The organism is Salinivibrio sp. SS3, assembly GCF_001722105.1.
Lineage (GTDB): Bacteria > Pseudomonadota > Gammaproteobacteria > Enterobacterales > Vibrionaceae > Salinivibrio > Salinivibrio kushneri.
Genome location: NZ_MEBQ01000022.1, coordinates 19,791 through 33,595 on the forward strand (window position 1 = coordinate 19,791; position 13,805 = coordinate 33,595).

Genomic DNA, 13,805 nt, shown 5'->3' on the forward strand with positions numbered 1-13,805 from the left:
CTAGAGGCGAATTGGCATCACAACATACATGGCGTCTTCGCGATCGCAGTCCTCAATCAAGGTACTACCCACCGCGTCTGTCATCGAAAAACGCACCTTGTCACAACGTAAAACATTGAGCACATCGAGCACGTAACTGACATTAAAACCGATTTCAATTGGCTCACCTTGATAGTCGACTTCCAAAAACTCTTCCGCTTCTTCTTGCTCGGGGTTATTGGCAGAGATACGCAGCTCGCTCCCTTCAATATTCATTCGTACGCCGCGAAATTTCTCGTTCGATAATACCGCCGCCAATGACAGCGCTTGTTTTAACTCCGCGCAATTGACTTCCAACGTACGAGAGGTTGATTGCGGCAACACACGGCGATAGTCAGGGAAACGCCCATCCACCAATTTAGAGGTAAAAGTCACGTTACCCACCACCGCACGAATATTGGACGCGCCAATTTGGATATTCACCGGGTGCTCGCTGTCATCGAGCAAACGCGCCAACTCACTGACGCCTTTACGTGGCACAATCACTTGTTGTGCGGGCAACCCCTCTTCCATGGATAAATGGCATACCGCCATCCGGTGGCCGTCCGTCCCGACCGTACGCAATGTGTGCCCGTCCGTTTCGAACAAAAGCCCATTAAGGTAATAGCGCACATCTTGATTTGCCATCGAAAACTGGGTGGCGTCAATCAGATGACCCAGCTTGCTTTGCGGCACTTGTAAGCTCACTTCGGCATGCCAGTCTTCGATGTTGGGATAATCTGAAGCCGGTAAGGTCGATAAGGTAAAGCGGCTTCGCCCTGCGCGTACCACCACGCGGTCGCCTTCTTGCGCCACTGTGATACGGGCTTCGCTATGTAAGCCTTTGATGATATCCATAAACTTACGCGAGGGCACAGTGATAGCGCCATCAAGATGCTCACTGTCTAGCGGCGCGGTGGCATTGAGCTCAACCTCCATATCGGTCGCCGTCAGCTTAAGTTGCTGCTCCGCCACTTCAATTAATAGGTTACTTAAAATCGGCAAGGTGCTACGCCCGCCTAACGCCCCAGAGACTTGCTGAAGCGGTTGAAGTAATTGCTCACGCGTAAGAGTAAATTTCATAATTAGGACGACAATGTTCGAATCAGGTTAGAGTAATCTTCTTTAATGTCGTGACTTTCTTCACGCAGTTGCTCAATCTTACGACAAGCATGCAGTACTGTAGTGTGGTCACGACCGCCAAATGCATCACCAATTTCCGGTAAGCTGTGGTTAGTCAGCTCTTTCGCTAACGCCATCGCCATCTGTCGAGGTCGCGCCACCGAGCGAGACCGACGCTTGGATAACAAGTCTGCCATCTTGATTTTATAATATTCAGCCACGGTTTTCTGGATATTATCGATGGTGACCAATTTTTCTTGCAAGGCGAGCAGATCGCGCAGGGCTTCACGTACGAAATCGATGGTGATCGCTCGCCCGGTAAAGTTGGCATTAGCGATCACCCGGTTAAGCGCCCCTTCCAGTTCACGCACGTTTGAGCGCAGACGCTTTGCGATAAAGAAAGCCACCTCATCAGGTAAACGAATGGCATGGTCTTCCGCTTTTTTCATCAAAATCGCCACGCGGGTTTCCAGCTCAGGCGGCTCAATCGCCACGGTCAGGCCCCAACCAAATCGCGATTTTAAGCGATCCTCGACCCCGTTTATCTCTTTAGGATAGCGGTCGGAGGTGAGAATGATCTGCTGGTTACCCTCGAGCAACGCATTAAAGGTATGGAAGAATTCTTCTTGTGACCGTTCTTTGTTGGCAAAAAATTGAATATCATCGATCAACAATGCATCGACACTGCGGTAATAACGCTTAAATTCTTCAATCGCGTTGTTTTGTAGCGCTTTGACCATATCTTGCACAAAGCGCTCTGAGTGCATGTACACCACACGCGCATCCGCTTTGCGATCAGAAATGGCATTCCCCACCGCATGCAATAAGTGCGTTTTACCTAAACCCGTGCCGCCATATAGAAAAAGCGGGTTGTAGGCAGCACCCGGATTGTCTGAGACCTGACGTGCGGCCGCCAAGGCTAACTGGTTAGATTTACCCTCAACAAAGTTATTAAACTTGTGTTTGGGATTGACGTTGGAGCGATGATTAACATCCGATTGCACCGGCGACGGGGCAGGCTCCCACACACGTCCTTGCGGCGGCGCAGGCGCGGCTTGTTGCGGCGCGGGCGCAGCCGCAGGACCGGCAGGTGCCGCTTGCGGCGTCGCGGCAACCGGTTTGCTCCCCACCTCAAAGCGAAGCATGGGTACGTCGACACCACAAAACTCGTTCAGCAATTGATTAATTTGATGCAGATACTTATCTCGCACCCAATCAAGCACAAAACGGTTTGGGGCAAAGAGGGTCAACGTATTGTCATTGAGCTCGGCCTGAAGTGGCCGTACCCACATACTGAATTCTGTCGCAGGTAAATCATCTTGAAGACGTTCAAGACACTGCAACCAAAGCGATGATGACACGTTTGACTCCACGCAGTTGTACCGAAAAGAGAAAGGCTTCAATGGTACTCCTGTCGCGTCCAGATCGCTACCCACACGATCCCGAAATCAGTGAATAAGATCCGAGTTATTCACATAGATCCCACAGAAATACGCGAGATCGCCACAACAAACCCATGTTTTACTCACAAGAACAGGATCAGATTGGCCAATAATCCTGTTCTTTCCTTGTGCATAATCTTGAGCAATATCGGGGTTATCCCCTGTTTTACGCGAAAAATGCGGTGCATAAGTTATGACTCATAACAAGAAGGTATTTCTCGCGAGCCGCTGCCACCCTCTATATTACGCACCTTATCAATATCGATGTGGTTACTACGGAGCTTTTCATGACTAAATGGTTCATCAACGCCTTGCTCAGCGTGAGCATGATTCTCACTGCCCCCGCCTTTGCTTCTGAAACAGTAAAAGTGGGCATGTCTGGCCGCTACTTTCCGTTTACCTTTGTTAAACAAGACCAGCTGCAAGGCTTTGAGGTTGATTTGTGGGATGAGATTGGCGCGCGCAACGACTACGATGTTGAGTATGTCACCGCTAACTTCTCAGGACTGTTTGGTCTATTACAAACCGGCCGTATCGATACGATTTCAAACCAAATCACCATCACCGATGAGCGCCAGGCGAAGTACCTGTTCACTGACCCGTATGTGGTGGACGGCGCACAAATCACGGTTCGTAAAGGCAATGATGCCATTAACGCGGTCGCCGATCTGAAAGGCAAAACCGTGGCCGTTAACTTAGGCTCGAACTTTGAGCAGCTACTACGTGAACATTCAGCCGCTGATGACATCAACATCAAAACCTATGAAACCGGGATTGAACACGATGTGGCCCTGGGCCGTGCCGACGCCTTTATTATGGATCGCCTCTCCGCACTACAATTGATCAAAGAGTCAGGTCTGCCCCTACAATTAGCAGGACAACCTTTTGAAACCATTGCCAATGCATGGCCGTTTGTCGACTCAGAGCGTGGTCAACGCTTACGTGATGAAGTCAATGCTGCGCTAAACGCGATGCGTGAAGACGGCACCTTGGCGGATATCTCAACCAAATGGTTTGGTGGCGATATCACTAAAAAGTAAGTGTTTACTTTCATTTAATAAGCCCGCGTTGGCGGGCTTTTTTGTTTAAAGGTCAATCATGGCGTTCGATTTTGATTACATGGCCTCCTTGTTTCCCCTGCTACTGCGTTATTTGGGGATTACCATGGAGATGGCTGTACTGGGCCTCATCTTCGCGCTCGCCCTCGCCGTGGCGATTGCACTGATCCGCGTGTTTCGCATTCCTTTACTCAATGGCTTAGCGCAAGTGTTTATCAGCTTCTTCCGCGGCACGCCGTTATTGGTGCAGCTGTTTTTGCTTTATTATGGCCTCCCTCAGGTGATCCCCGCCTTGGTAGGGATGGAAGCCTTTACCGCCGCTGTCATCGGTATCAGCCTGCACTTTTCTGCCTATATGGCCGAGTCAATCCGCGCCGCCATTACCGGCGTGGATCGTAGTCAGATGGAAGCCAGTCTGGCGGTGGGCATGACCACCCGCCAAGCGATGCAACGTATCATCTTGCCGCAAGCGGTGCGTATCGCTCTGCCATCCTTGATGAACTACTTTATCGATATGATTAAAGCCACGTCACTCGCCTTTACCCTAGGGGTTGCGGAAATCATGGCACAGGCGCAAATGGAAGCGTCATCCAGCTTCAAGTTCTTTGAAGCTTACTTAGCGGTGGCACTCATCTATTGGGCGGTGGTCGTAGCATTGACACGCGTTCAGTATTGGGCAGAGGCACACCTTAATAAGGCGTATCAACGATGATAAAGATAGAGAAGCTCAAAAAAATCTATCAAGGAGTAGCGGTGCTTGACGGCATCGATCTCACTATCGACCGAGGCGAAATAGTTTGCATTATTGGCCCTAGCGGCACCGGCAAGTCCACCTTGTTGCGTTGCATTAACTTTCTCGAGCGCGCCGAGCAAGGGGTCATCAAAATTGGGGAACAACGCGTTGATAGCGGCAACATGGCCACCCGTAAGCAGGATATTCTGGCGTTGCGGCGTCAAACCGGCTTTGTTTTCCAAAATTATGCGTTATTTGCTCACCTCAATGCCCGTGACAACATTGCCGAAGGGCTACGCACCGTTAAGGGATGGGCGAAAGACAAAGCCCGTGAGCGTGCCCAGCAAATCCTCGATGATATTGGCCTTGGCGATAAAGGAGATCATTACCCGGCCTCTTTATCCGGTGGACAACAGCAACGGGTTGGCATCGGCCGGGCGATGGCGCTGGAGGCTGAGCTGCTGCTGTTTGATGAACCCACGTCTGCCCTCGATCCAGAATGGGTTGGCGAAGTCCTGGCATTGATGAAAAAGCTCGCGACTCGCCACCAAACCATGCTGGTGGTCACCCATGAGATGCAGTTTGCTCGCGATGTGGCGGATCGGGTGGTCTTTATGAACGACGGCCACATTATTGCCCAAGGGACACCGAATTGGTTATTTAACCAATGCGACGATCCTCGTTTGCATAAGTTTTTGAATCAAGTCGGGATCACCCCCTAGTCGCCGATCGCTTGGGATCGATCCTTGCGATCTGTGCCTAAGCGCTTATAATTCACCGCCCGGAGTGGCGTCGGTTAGTGATTGACTAATCGTTAGTCAATGGCTACAATCCGCCCTCTTTGTTGAGAGGCGTCGGAGACAAGCCTAGTGCTACCCTCCCACGTCGGGTTAACAAACCTAACACTGATCAGTAATAAAGGTAGAAACCATGAAACGCACTTTTCAACCTTCAGTTCTAAAGCGTAAGCGCACTCACGGTTTCCGTGCGCGCATGGCGACTAAGAACGGCCGTAAGGTCATTGCCGCTCGCCGTGCGAAAGGCCGCAAGCAGCTTTCTAAATAATCCGCAGTGATTTGTGAATAAGCTCGCTTATCCTCGGGAGTTACGTCTGCTAACTCCCGAACATTTCAGTGCCGTCTTCCAGCAACCGCATCGCGCAGGTTCGCCGCACTTAACTATACTCGCCAGAAATAATCCACTCGGCCATCCACGTCTCGGTCAAGCTGTACCGAAAAAGCAAATCAAACTTGCTGTTGATCGCAACCGCTTTAAACGTGTGGTCCGCGAAAGCTTTCGTTTACGTCAACATCAACTGCCGGCGAAAGACTTTGTGGTGATCGCGAAAAAAAGTGCCAACAATCTGAGCAATCAAGCGCTACGAGACGAATTGGACAAGTTATGGCAACGTTTGTCGCGACCGCCGCGCAAAAAGCGCTCATCGCGCTGATTCGGGGATACCAACTGGTCATCAGTCCATTAATTGGACCACGATGCCGGTTTACACCAACCTGCTCTCACTACGCCATCATGGCGATTCAATCCCATGGTGTGATAAAAGGGTGTTGGTTGGCAGGCAAACGTCTATTAAAATGCCACCCTTTGAATGATGGCGGCTACGATCCTGTACCGCCTTGCGACCACCATAACAGAGACAATTAACAATGGATTCCCAACGCAATATCCTGTTGATTGCCCTATTGTTCGTTTCTTTCATGCTCTACATGGAATGGAACAAACCAGATTCCCCGCAACCGCAGGGACAGGGCGTTGAGCAGCAGCAAACCACTCACAGTGACGTGCCAAGCAGCAATGACGGTGATACCACGTCTCTTGATGCACAGCCTGTCTCTGACAAGCTTGTCACCATCAACACTGACGTTTTAACACTGAAAATTGATACGCAAGGCGGTGATGTTGTCCACGCCGAGCTCCCGCAATATGATGCCGAGCTGGATTCTGACAATGCCTTCACGCTGTTGCACAGCAAACCTGATCATACCTTTGTGGCACAAAGCGGCTTAATTGGTGCGGACGGCATCGATACGGCTGAGGGTCGCGCACAATACCAGGTGACGCAAAACAACTTCTCGCTCTCAGACGATCAAGACACCTTACGAGTGCCAATGACGGTTGAGAAAGATGGCATTACCTATACCAAAACCTTCGTGTTTGAGCGTGGTAGCTATGCGGTGGATGTTGAACACACTATCAACAACCAAACCGACAACAATGCCAGTGTCACCATGTATACCCAGCTAAAGCAAAACTTGCTGGACGATGGCGGCAGCTTGACCATGCCCACCTATCGCGGTAGCGCCTACTCCACTGACGACAAGCGTTACGAGAAGTACAGCTTTGATGATATGCAAAGCAAAAACCTGAACGTGACGTTTAACCAAGGTTGGGCCGCGATGATCCAGCACTACTTTGCTACCGCGTGGATCCCACGGGCGGACAATAATGTGCTGAGCACCCGTACCACGGCGCAATACGGCTATATCCAAACCAAGACTCGCGATACCATTGCCGCTGGCACCAGCAAGACGCTGACAGCCACCTTATGGGTAGGCCCTAAACTGCAAGAGCAAATGGCCGCGGTGGCACCAAGCTTGGATTTGGTGGTCGACTACGGCTGGCTGTGGTTTATCGCTAAACCGCTGCACTGGTTGCTCTCCACCATCCAAACCTTTGTGAGTAACTGGGGTCTGGCCATCATTATGCTGACCTTCATCGTCCGTGGTGCCATGTATCCGCTGACCAAAGCGCAGTACACCTCAATGGCCAAGATGCGCATGCTACAGCCTAAGCTGCAAGAGATGAAAGAGCGTATCGGTGACGATCGTCAGCGCATGAGCCAAGAGATGATGGAGCTCTATAAGCGTGAGAAGGTCAATCCACTTGGGGGCTGTTTACCGCTTGTCCTACAAATGCCGATTTTCATTGCTTTGTACTGGGCGTTGATGGAATCGGTAGAATTGCGTCATGCGCCGTTCTTTGGCTGGATTCAAGACTTGTCGGCACAAGACCCATACTATGTGCTACCGCTGTTGATGGGCGCATCCATGTTCCTGATCCAGAAGATGAGCCCGACCACGGTCACCGATCCGATGCAGCAGAAGATCATGACCTTTATGCCTGTGGTCTTTACGTTCTTCTTCTTGTTCTTCCCATCTGGCCTGGTTCTATACTGGCTGGTATCGAACGTGGTCACGCTTATCCAACAGACCTTGATTTACAAGTCGTTGGAGAAAAAAGGCCTGCATTCACGCTCGTAACTCAGGCCGTGTCACGTAATAATGAAAAGGCGACCCGGCGGTCGCCTTTTTGTCGTTTATGGCCTTCGGGCCTGTTATTGAATTAAAGAGTGTGCATTATGGCTCAAACCGACACAATTGTGGCGCAAGCCACTGCAACAGGCCGCGGCGGCGTGGGGATTGTCCGCGTGTCTGGCCCGCTCGCCCATGAAATTGGTACAAAAATGACGGGGCGCGAGTTAGTGCCACGTCGTGCGGATTATTTGCCCTTTCTCGATCAGGAAGGTCAACCTATCGATCAGGGCATTGCCTTATTCTTTAAAGGCCCTCACTCGTTCACAGGCGAGGATGTGCTTGAACTTCAAGGCCATGGTGGCCCCGTGATCATGGACATGCTTATTCAGCGTATCAGTGCCTTTTCTGGGGTGCGTGCCGCACGACCCGGTGAGTTCTCCGAGCGCGCGTTTTTAAACGACAAACTGGATTTAGCCCAAGCTGAAGCGATTGCCGACTTGATTGATGCCAGCTCCGAGCAAGCCGCCCGCTCGGCCTTACAATCGCTACAAGGTGCCTTCTCTAGTCAGGTGAATACGCTGGTGGAAAAAGTGATTCACCTGCGTATTTACGTTGAAGCGGCGATCGACTTTCCCGATGAAGAAATTGACTTTCTCTCTGATGGCAAGGTTGCCAGCGACCTTAACCATATTATCGAGCACCTTGCCACACTGCGTAAAGAAGCCAATCAAGGGGCAATCATGCGTGAGGGAATGAAAGTGGTGATCGCAGGCCGCCCCAACGCCGGCAAATCAAGCCTATTAAACGCCTTGTCAGGAAAAGATAGCGCGATTGTCACGGATATCGCCGGAACCACGCGGGATGTCTTGCGTGAGCACATACATATTGACGGTATGCCGTTGCACATTATTGATACCGCCGGACTGCGCGATACCGCTGATGAAGTCGAACGGATTGGTGTCGAGCGGGCGTGGGATGAAATCGCGCAAGCTGACCGCGTGTTGTTTATGGTTGATGGCACCACTACTGACGCGACCCACCCTGCAGAGATCTGGCCAGATTTCGTCTCCCGTTTACCCGAAGCCATGGGCATGACAGTGATCCGCAATAAAGCGGATATGACCGACGAACCAATGGGACACGATAATACCCATGATCCCGCACTCATCCGCTTAAGTGCCAAAACCGGTGAAGGGATGGATGCACTACGTCAGCACCTCAAAGCTTGTATGGGTTACGCGGGGGGCAGTGAAGGCGGTTTTATGGCGCGTCGCCGTCACCTCGACGCACTTGCCAATGCCGCGCATCACTTAGACATCGGCCAAGCGCAGCTCGAAGGCTATATGGCTGGCGAGATTTTAGCAGAAGAATTGCGCCTTACTCAGCAACACCTCAATACCATCACCGGTGAGTTCAGTGCCGATGATTTGCTGGGGAAAATCTTTTCATCATTTTGTATCGGTAAATAATTATCCCCAACCTGATCACGGGATCCTTCCACTAAGGATCCCTTGTAATGCCTCGCCTGATCGCCTTTATCCTCACTGTTCGATCCTAAGTTATCCACGTAGTTTTCACCATGATCAGCTACGCTTTAACCAGGTGTGGATGGAGGTAGTATGCTAGCAAGTTTTAATCCGATCTTATCGATAGGCCTGAGTGAACATAATCAACTGATGCGGCATCAGATCCGTATGACCAATCTACTCACGGTGATTTGCGTGGTCGGCACGCTCATTTTCTCCACCATGTACTGGCTTGCTTTCCAACTCCCTATCGCGGCTTGGCATAACGTCAGTTACGCCTTTTTGTACGCGGCAACTTGGCTGTTGATGTGGTCAGGACGCTGGTATATCGCCCGGTACTATCTTTTTTTTATGTTTTTTGCCCAGCAGTTCATCATGTCTTACTGGGTGTTTGCGGCGCAAAGCCAAAACGAACTCTTGTTACTGGTCTCACCCACTATCGTGTTATTGCTGTTTGATCCCAATGAGCGTTTGGCACGCTACGGGCTGTCACTGACGGCCATAGGCTTAATGTTTTCCATCCAGGTGTTACCCACGCCCGACCCCTTGGTGAATCTTTCCAGCCTAAATAGCAAAACGATTTACCTCAGCATCGTTCTGATATTTATTGCCTTGTCAGTGATATTAATGGACTTCTATCTCCATGATCTCTACACCCTCAACCGGCAGGCACGGCAGTACATTCAGCGTGAGCCCTTAGCGCAAACTTGGAATGCCACCCAGTTTTATCGCCGGTTGAGCACAGAATGCCAATCATCAACCGATAAACCTATCGCTGTCCTTTGTATTAATATTGACCACTTTCAGTCTTTTAATATGCAACAGGGTCACCATATTGGCGATCAAAGCTTACAATTCCTTGCTGGCTTACTGGATCGTCACCTACCACACGATGCGCTACTGAGCCGCACTCACGCCGATCAATTTTTGGTCATGCTAAAAGAAAATGATTGCGCCGATGCGCCAAAATGGGCGGTTAAATGTCATCATGCCATTGAAGAGACACCATTTACTTTTCATGGCGGTGCTCATGCATTCACCGCCTCGATAGGCATCGTTCAACACTTTTCCGGGAACGCCAAAGCGATCAGCTTGATTGACCAAGCCTGCCAAGCCATGACGGAGGCGAAGCAAGCAGGGGGCAATCAATGTGTCTGCCAACTTAGCCAAATGACGGTTAGCCAAGCGGTTTAAGCGGTGATTGACTCCTTGCAATAAGGCCGAAATACTAGGGACGACAACCTTAACGACGAGGAACGTATGGCAACTATCACCATTATTACCGGTAGCACCTTAGGCGGCGCTGAATACGTTGGCGATCACCTCTCTGATCTTTTACAAGCCAAAGGTCACCAGACTCACGTGATCAATGAAGGGATCATAGACGATGTACTCAGTGCCAGCACCTTACTTGTTATTACCTCAACCCATGGCGCCGGCGACTTTCCAGACAGCATCGCTCCTTTGATGGAACAATTACTCGCCGAGCGCCCGATGCTGCGTGATGTTCACTATGGCGTGGTGGGGATTGGTGACTCGAGTTATGACACCTTTTGTGAAGCCGGGATGAAGGCCGATGCGCTACTGCAAGATTTAGGCGCGATCAAAATCGGCGAACGGATTGATATCGACATTCAAGCACATCCGGTCCCTGAAGATGAAGCTGAGCGTTGGTTAGCGGACTGGGAACCGCTTCTCCATACGATTAACTGAACAAAAAACACCCAACCAGACTGTGGATAACTAAGGAATAACCCAGTGATCTTCCTTTAGTTATCCATTTAATACTTTTCACCCCCTGCCCCCTATGTGGATAACTACCTATTTTGATCCCAGGTGATACAGGATCGGATCCAAGGCCACCCACAAAAAGTGATCGTTGTAAGATCTTTGATCTCAATGATCTTTTTTGAGTTATCCACTAAGATCCCTTTCCCTAATAGTAGATCTAATAAAAGATCTATATAAAGATCTTATATATATAAAGCCAATGCGCTTTAACGATCCGGATCAAGGTTTGGTTCCCTGTTGGCAGAAAAAGCGCTAGAATGTCGCCCCTTTTGCTTAGTTCATGCGCAAACACTTAACCAGGTTGAGGCTTTAATCATGTTTTACCAGGATCACTTTGACGTCATCGTTGTGGGTGGTGGCCATGCTGGTACCGAAGCGGCGCTGGCCGCCGCACGGATGAATCAACGAACACTATTGTTGACCCACAACATCGACACCTTGGGACAGATGTCGTGTAACCCTGCCATTGGCGGGATCGGGAAAGGACACCTGGTAAAAGAAATTGATGCCTTGGGTGGTGCCATGGCACAAGCCATTGACAAAGGCGGGATCCAATTTAGAACATTGAATGCGTCTAAAGGCCCAGCCGTACGAGCCACCCGTGCCCAAGCTGATCGTGCGTTGTACAAAGCGGCGATCCGCCACACCTTAGAAAATACACCGAACCTTTCTTTGTTCCAGCAAGCCGTGGTGGATCTGATCGTCGAGCAAGATCGTGTCACTGGCGTAGAAACAGAAATGGGGTTGAAGTTCAGCGCGACTACAGTGGTGCTCACTGTCGGAACCTTTTTGGGTGGGAAAATCCATATCGGTATGGATAATTACTCAGGAGGCCGTGCGGGCGATCCTCCATCGAATAAACTGGCTGATCGTTTGCGTGCGTTACCCTTCCGTGTAGACCGACTGAAAACCGGTACTCCCCCACGCATTGACGCCCGTTCAGTGGACTTTTCTGTGATGCAAACCCAACATGGTGATACCCCTTGTCCGGTATTTTCATTTATGGGGAATGTCCACCAGCATCCGGAACAAATCCCGTGCTATATCACCTATACCAACGAAAAAACCCATGATGTTATCCGCGAAAACCTCTCTCGCAGCCCAATGTATGCGGGAGTTATCGAGGGGATAGGTCCACGTTATTGCCCGTCAATTGAAGATAAAGTGATGCGGTTTGCTGACAAAGATAAACACCAGATCTTTGTTGAACCAGAAGGGTTGACCAGCAACGAGTTGTATCCCAACGGGATCTCCACCAGCTTACCCTTTGACGTGCAAATGGGCATTATTCAATCGATCAAAGGGTTTGAAAACGCCAAAGTGATCCGCCCTGGCTATGCGATCGAGTACGATTTCTTTGATCCACGCGATCTCAAGCAGACCCTAGAAACGAAATTCATCGATGGCTTGTTCTTCGCGGGGCAAATTAACGGCACCACCGGTTATGAAGAAGCCGGTGCACAAGGTTTGCTTGCCGGGTGTAATGCCGCGTTGCAAGCGCAAGGCAAAGAGGGCTGGAGTCCGCGCCGCGATCAAGCCTACATGGGTGTATTGATCGACGATCTCTCCACTATGGGTACCCAAGAGCCTTACCGTATGTTCACTTCTCGCGCGGAGTACCGCTTGTTGCTGCGTGAAGATAACGCCGATATGCGTTTGACCGAAAAAGGGCGCGAGCTTGGTCTGGTCGACGACGCTCGCTGGGCACGTTTTAACCAGAAAATGGAAAACATGGAACAAGAGCGTCAGCGTCTGCGTGGTACGTGGATCCATCCACACTCGGACGATGTCACTGCACTTAACGCCATGTTAAAAACACCGTTAGCGCGTGAAGCCAATGGCGAAGATTTGCTGCGTCGTCCCGAGCTGCGTTATCACGATATTGTGTCTTTGCCGACATTTGGTCCGGCGCATGATGATGCACAAGCGAGTGAGCAAGTTGAAATCCAAGTAAAATATGCCGGTTACATCGACCGTCAGCAGGATGAAATCGCCAAGTCGCAACGTCATGAACACACGGCACTGCCCACTGACCTTGATTACGAGCAAATCAAAGGCTTGTCTAATGAAGTGAAAGGAAAGCTTGCCGATGCACGCCCGGAAACCGTCGGCAAAGCGTCTCGCATTTCTGGCGTGACCCCCGCGGCGATCTCCATTTTGCTCGTGCACTTGAAAAAGCAAGGCATGCTGAAGAAAGGGGCATAAATGGAATCACAATTAACGCAAGGGCTTGCCAAGGCAGGCCTGGTTTTGTCCTCACAACAACAGGCGCAGCTTCTCGCGTATGTGCGCCTGTTAGACAAATGGAACAAAGCGTACAACCTGACATCGGTCCGTCGTCCGGAAGACATGGTGGTGAAACATATTCTCGATAGTTTGGTTGTTTCGCCCCATCTTGACGGCGATCATTTTATCGATGTAGGGACAGGTCCAGGATTACCAGGTATTCCTCTGGCTATCGCGAATCCGGATAAACACTTCACCTTGCTAGACAGTTTAGGCAAACGGATTCGTTTTATTCGCCAAGTGTTGCACGAACTCGAGATAGACAATGTCACGCCGGTGCAAAGCCGTGTCGAGGATTTTACTCCCGATGATGGCTTTGATGGCGTATTGAGCCGGGCGTTTGCGTCGATGAACGATATGGTGAGCTGGTGCCAGCATCTTCCTCATGCTGAGGGATATTTTTACGCGCTGAAAGGGCAAGTGGACCAGCAGGAGCTGGATGCCTTGCCTGCCGCTTGTTCTGTGACCGATATCAAAGCTTTGAAGGTACCGGGATTGGAAGGGGCGCGTCATCTAGTAATCTTGAGAGCAAAGAGTAACGAATAGAGGTCGAGAGC

14 protein-coding genes are annotated in these 13,805 nt (G+C 50.5%); 12 read left to right on the forward strand and 2 right to left on the reverse strand.

Annotated elements, in window-relative coordinates:
* Positions 1-1,101, reverse strand: a complete 1,101-nt coding sequence (dnaN, locus tag BGL48_RS08925) for a DNA polymerase III subunit beta (RefSeq protein ID WP_069362318.1) — start codon at positions 1,099-1,101, stop codon at positions 1-3.
* Positions 1,102-1,103: 2 nt separating this feature from the next.
* A complete protein-coding gene (dnaA, locus tag BGL48_RS08930) occupies positions 1,104-2,501 on the reverse strand; it encodes a chromosomal replication initiator protein DnaA (protein ID WP_046074846.1) in 1,398 nt (465 codons plus the stop codon).
* 368 nt (positions 2,502-2,869) lie between these two features.
* On the opposite strand from dnaA, the gene BGL48_RS08935 reads away from it, so the two are divergent.
* The 12 genes from BGL48_RS08935 (at position 2,870) to rsmG (ending at position 13,794) form a co-directional block, all read left to right on the forward strand.
* Complete coding sequence (locus BGL48_RS08935) at positions 2,870-3,622, forward strand: amino acid ABC transporter substrate-binding protein (protein WP_069362319.1); 753 nt, start codon at positions 2,870-2,872, stop codon at positions 3,620-3,622.
* 58 nt (positions 3,623-3,680) lie between these two features.
* A complete protein-coding gene (locus BGL48_RS08940) occupies positions 3,681-4,352 on the forward strand; it encodes an amino acid ABC transporter permease (protein ID WP_069362320.1) in 672 nt (223 codons plus the stop codon).
* Positions 4,349-5,095: an amino acid ABC transporter ATP-binding protein gene (locus tag BGL48_RS08945; RefSeq protein WP_069362321.1), complete on the forward strand. Its 747-nt coding sequence runs from the start codon at positions 4,349-4,351 to the stop codon at positions 5,093-5,095. The genes BGL48_RS08940 and BGL48_RS08945 overlap by 4 nt, the downstream gene beginning before the upstream one ends.
* Before the next feature lie 208 nt (positions 5,096-5,303).
* Positions 5,304-5,438 (forward strand): 50S ribosomal protein L34, encoded by a 135-nt coding sequence (gene rpmH, locus BGL48_RS08950; RefSeq protein WP_025672864.1) that lies wholly within the window; start codon positions 5,304-5,306, stop codon positions 5,436-5,438.
* 13 nt (positions 5,439-5,451) lie between these two features.
* Positions 5,452-5,823: a ribonuclease P protein component gene (gene rnpA / locus BGL48_RS08955; RefSeq protein ID WP_046074850.1), complete on the forward strand. Its 372-nt coding sequence runs from the start codon at positions 5,452-5,454 to the stop codon at positions 5,821-5,823.
* Positions 5,775-6,035, forward strand: coding sequence for a membrane protein insertion efficiency factor YidD (gene yidD / locus BGL48_RS15995; protein WP_077456636.1), 261 nt, complete (start codon positions 5,775-5,777; stop codon positions 6,033-6,035). Before rnpA ends, yidD begins: the two co-directional genes overlap by 49 nt.
* Before the next feature lie 2 nt (positions 6,036-6,037).
* A complete protein-coding gene (yidC, locus tag BGL48_RS08960; protein ID WP_069362322.1) occupies positions 6,038-7,651 on the forward strand; it encodes a membrane protein insertase YidC in 1,614 nt (537 codons plus the stop codon).
* 98 nt (positions 7,652-7,749) lie between these two features.
* On the forward strand, positions 7,750-9,114 hold the full coding sequence (mnmE, locus tag BGL48_RS08965; RefSeq protein WP_069362323.1) for a tRNA uridine-5-carboxymethylaminomethyl(34) synthesis GTPase MnmE: 1,365 nt from the start codon (positions 7,750-7,752) through the stop codon (positions 9,112-9,114).
* Positions 9,115-9,264: 150 nt separating this feature from the next.
* The gene (locus BGL48_RS16360; protein WP_069362324.1) at positions 9,265-10,365 is read left to right on the forward strand and encodes a GGDEF domain-containing protein; all 1,101 of its coding nucleotides are present in this window, start codon (positions 9,265-9,267) and stop codon (positions 10,363-10,365) included.
* A gap of 66 nt (positions 10,366-10,431) precedes the next feature.
* Positions 10,432-10,884: an FMN-binding protein MioC gene (gene mioC, locus BGL48_RS08975; protein WP_069362325.1), complete on the forward strand. Its 453-nt coding sequence runs from the start codon at positions 10,432-10,434 to the stop codon at positions 10,882-10,884.
* Positions 10,885-11,277: 393 nt separating this feature from the next.
* Positions 11,278-13,167 (forward strand): tRNA uridine-5-carboxymethylaminomethyl(34) synthesis enzyme MnmG, encoded by a 1,890-nt coding sequence (gene mnmG, locus BGL48_RS08980; protein ID WP_069362326.1) that lies wholly within the window; start codon positions 11,278-11,280, stop codon positions 13,165-13,167.
* Positions 13,168-13,794, forward strand: coding sequence for a 16S rRNA (guanine(527)-N(7))-methyltransferase RsmG (gene rsmG / locus BGL48_RS08985; RefSeq protein ID WP_069362327.1), 627 nt, complete (start codon positions 13,168-13,170; stop codon positions 13,792-13,794). It abuts the gene before it with no gap.
* Positions 13,795-13,805 lie beyond the last annotated feature (11 nt).

Bases quoted from the DNA above. Each gene is read 5' to 3' on its own strand.
- BGL48_RS08935 (WP_069362319.1), top strand. From the start codon at position 2,870: ATGACTAAATGGTTCATCAACGCCTTGCTCAGCGTGAGCATGATTCTC.
- rpmH (WP_025672864.1), top strand. From the start codon at position 5,304: ATGAAACGCACTTTTCAACCTTCAGTTCTAAAGCGTAAGCGCACTCAC.
- mnmE (WP_069362323.1), top strand. From the start codon at position 7,750: ATGGCTCAAACCGACACAATTGTGGCGCAAGCCACTGCAACAGGCCGC.
- yidD (WP_077456636.1), top strand. From the start codon at position 5,775: ATGGCAACGTTTGTCGCGACCGCCGCGCAAAAAGCGCTCATCGCGCTG.
- BGL48_RS08945 (WP_069362321.1), top strand. From the start codon at position 4,349: ATGATAAAGATAGAGAAGCTCAAAAAAATCTATCAAGGAGTAGCGGTG.
- mnmG (WP_069362326.1), top strand. From the start codon at position 11,278: ATGTTTTACCAGGATCACTTTGACGTCATCGTTGTGGGTGGTGGCCAT.
- BGL48_RS08940 (WP_069362320.1), top strand. From the start codon at position 3,681: ATGGCGTTCGATTTTGATTACATGGCCTCCTTGTTTCCCCTGCTACTG.
- yidC (WP_069362322.1), top strand. From the start codon at position 6,038: ATGGATTCCCAACGCAATATCCTGTTGATTGCCCTATTGTTCGTTTCT.
- dnaN (WP_069362318.1), bottom strand. From the start codon at position 1,101: ATGAAATTTACTCTTACGCGTGAGCAATTACTTCAACCGCTTCAGCAA.
- mioC (WP_069362325.1), top strand. From the start codon at position 10,432: ATGGCAACTATCACCATTATTACCGGTAGCACCTTAGGCGGCGCTGAA.
- rsmG (WP_069362327.1), top strand. From the start codon at position 13,168: ATGGAATCACAATTAACGCAAGGGCTTGCCAAGGCAGGCCTGGTTTTG.
- BGL48_RS16360 (WP_069362324.1), top strand. From the start codon at position 9,265: ATGCTAGCAAGTTTTAATCCGATCTTATCGATAGGCCTGAGTGAACAT.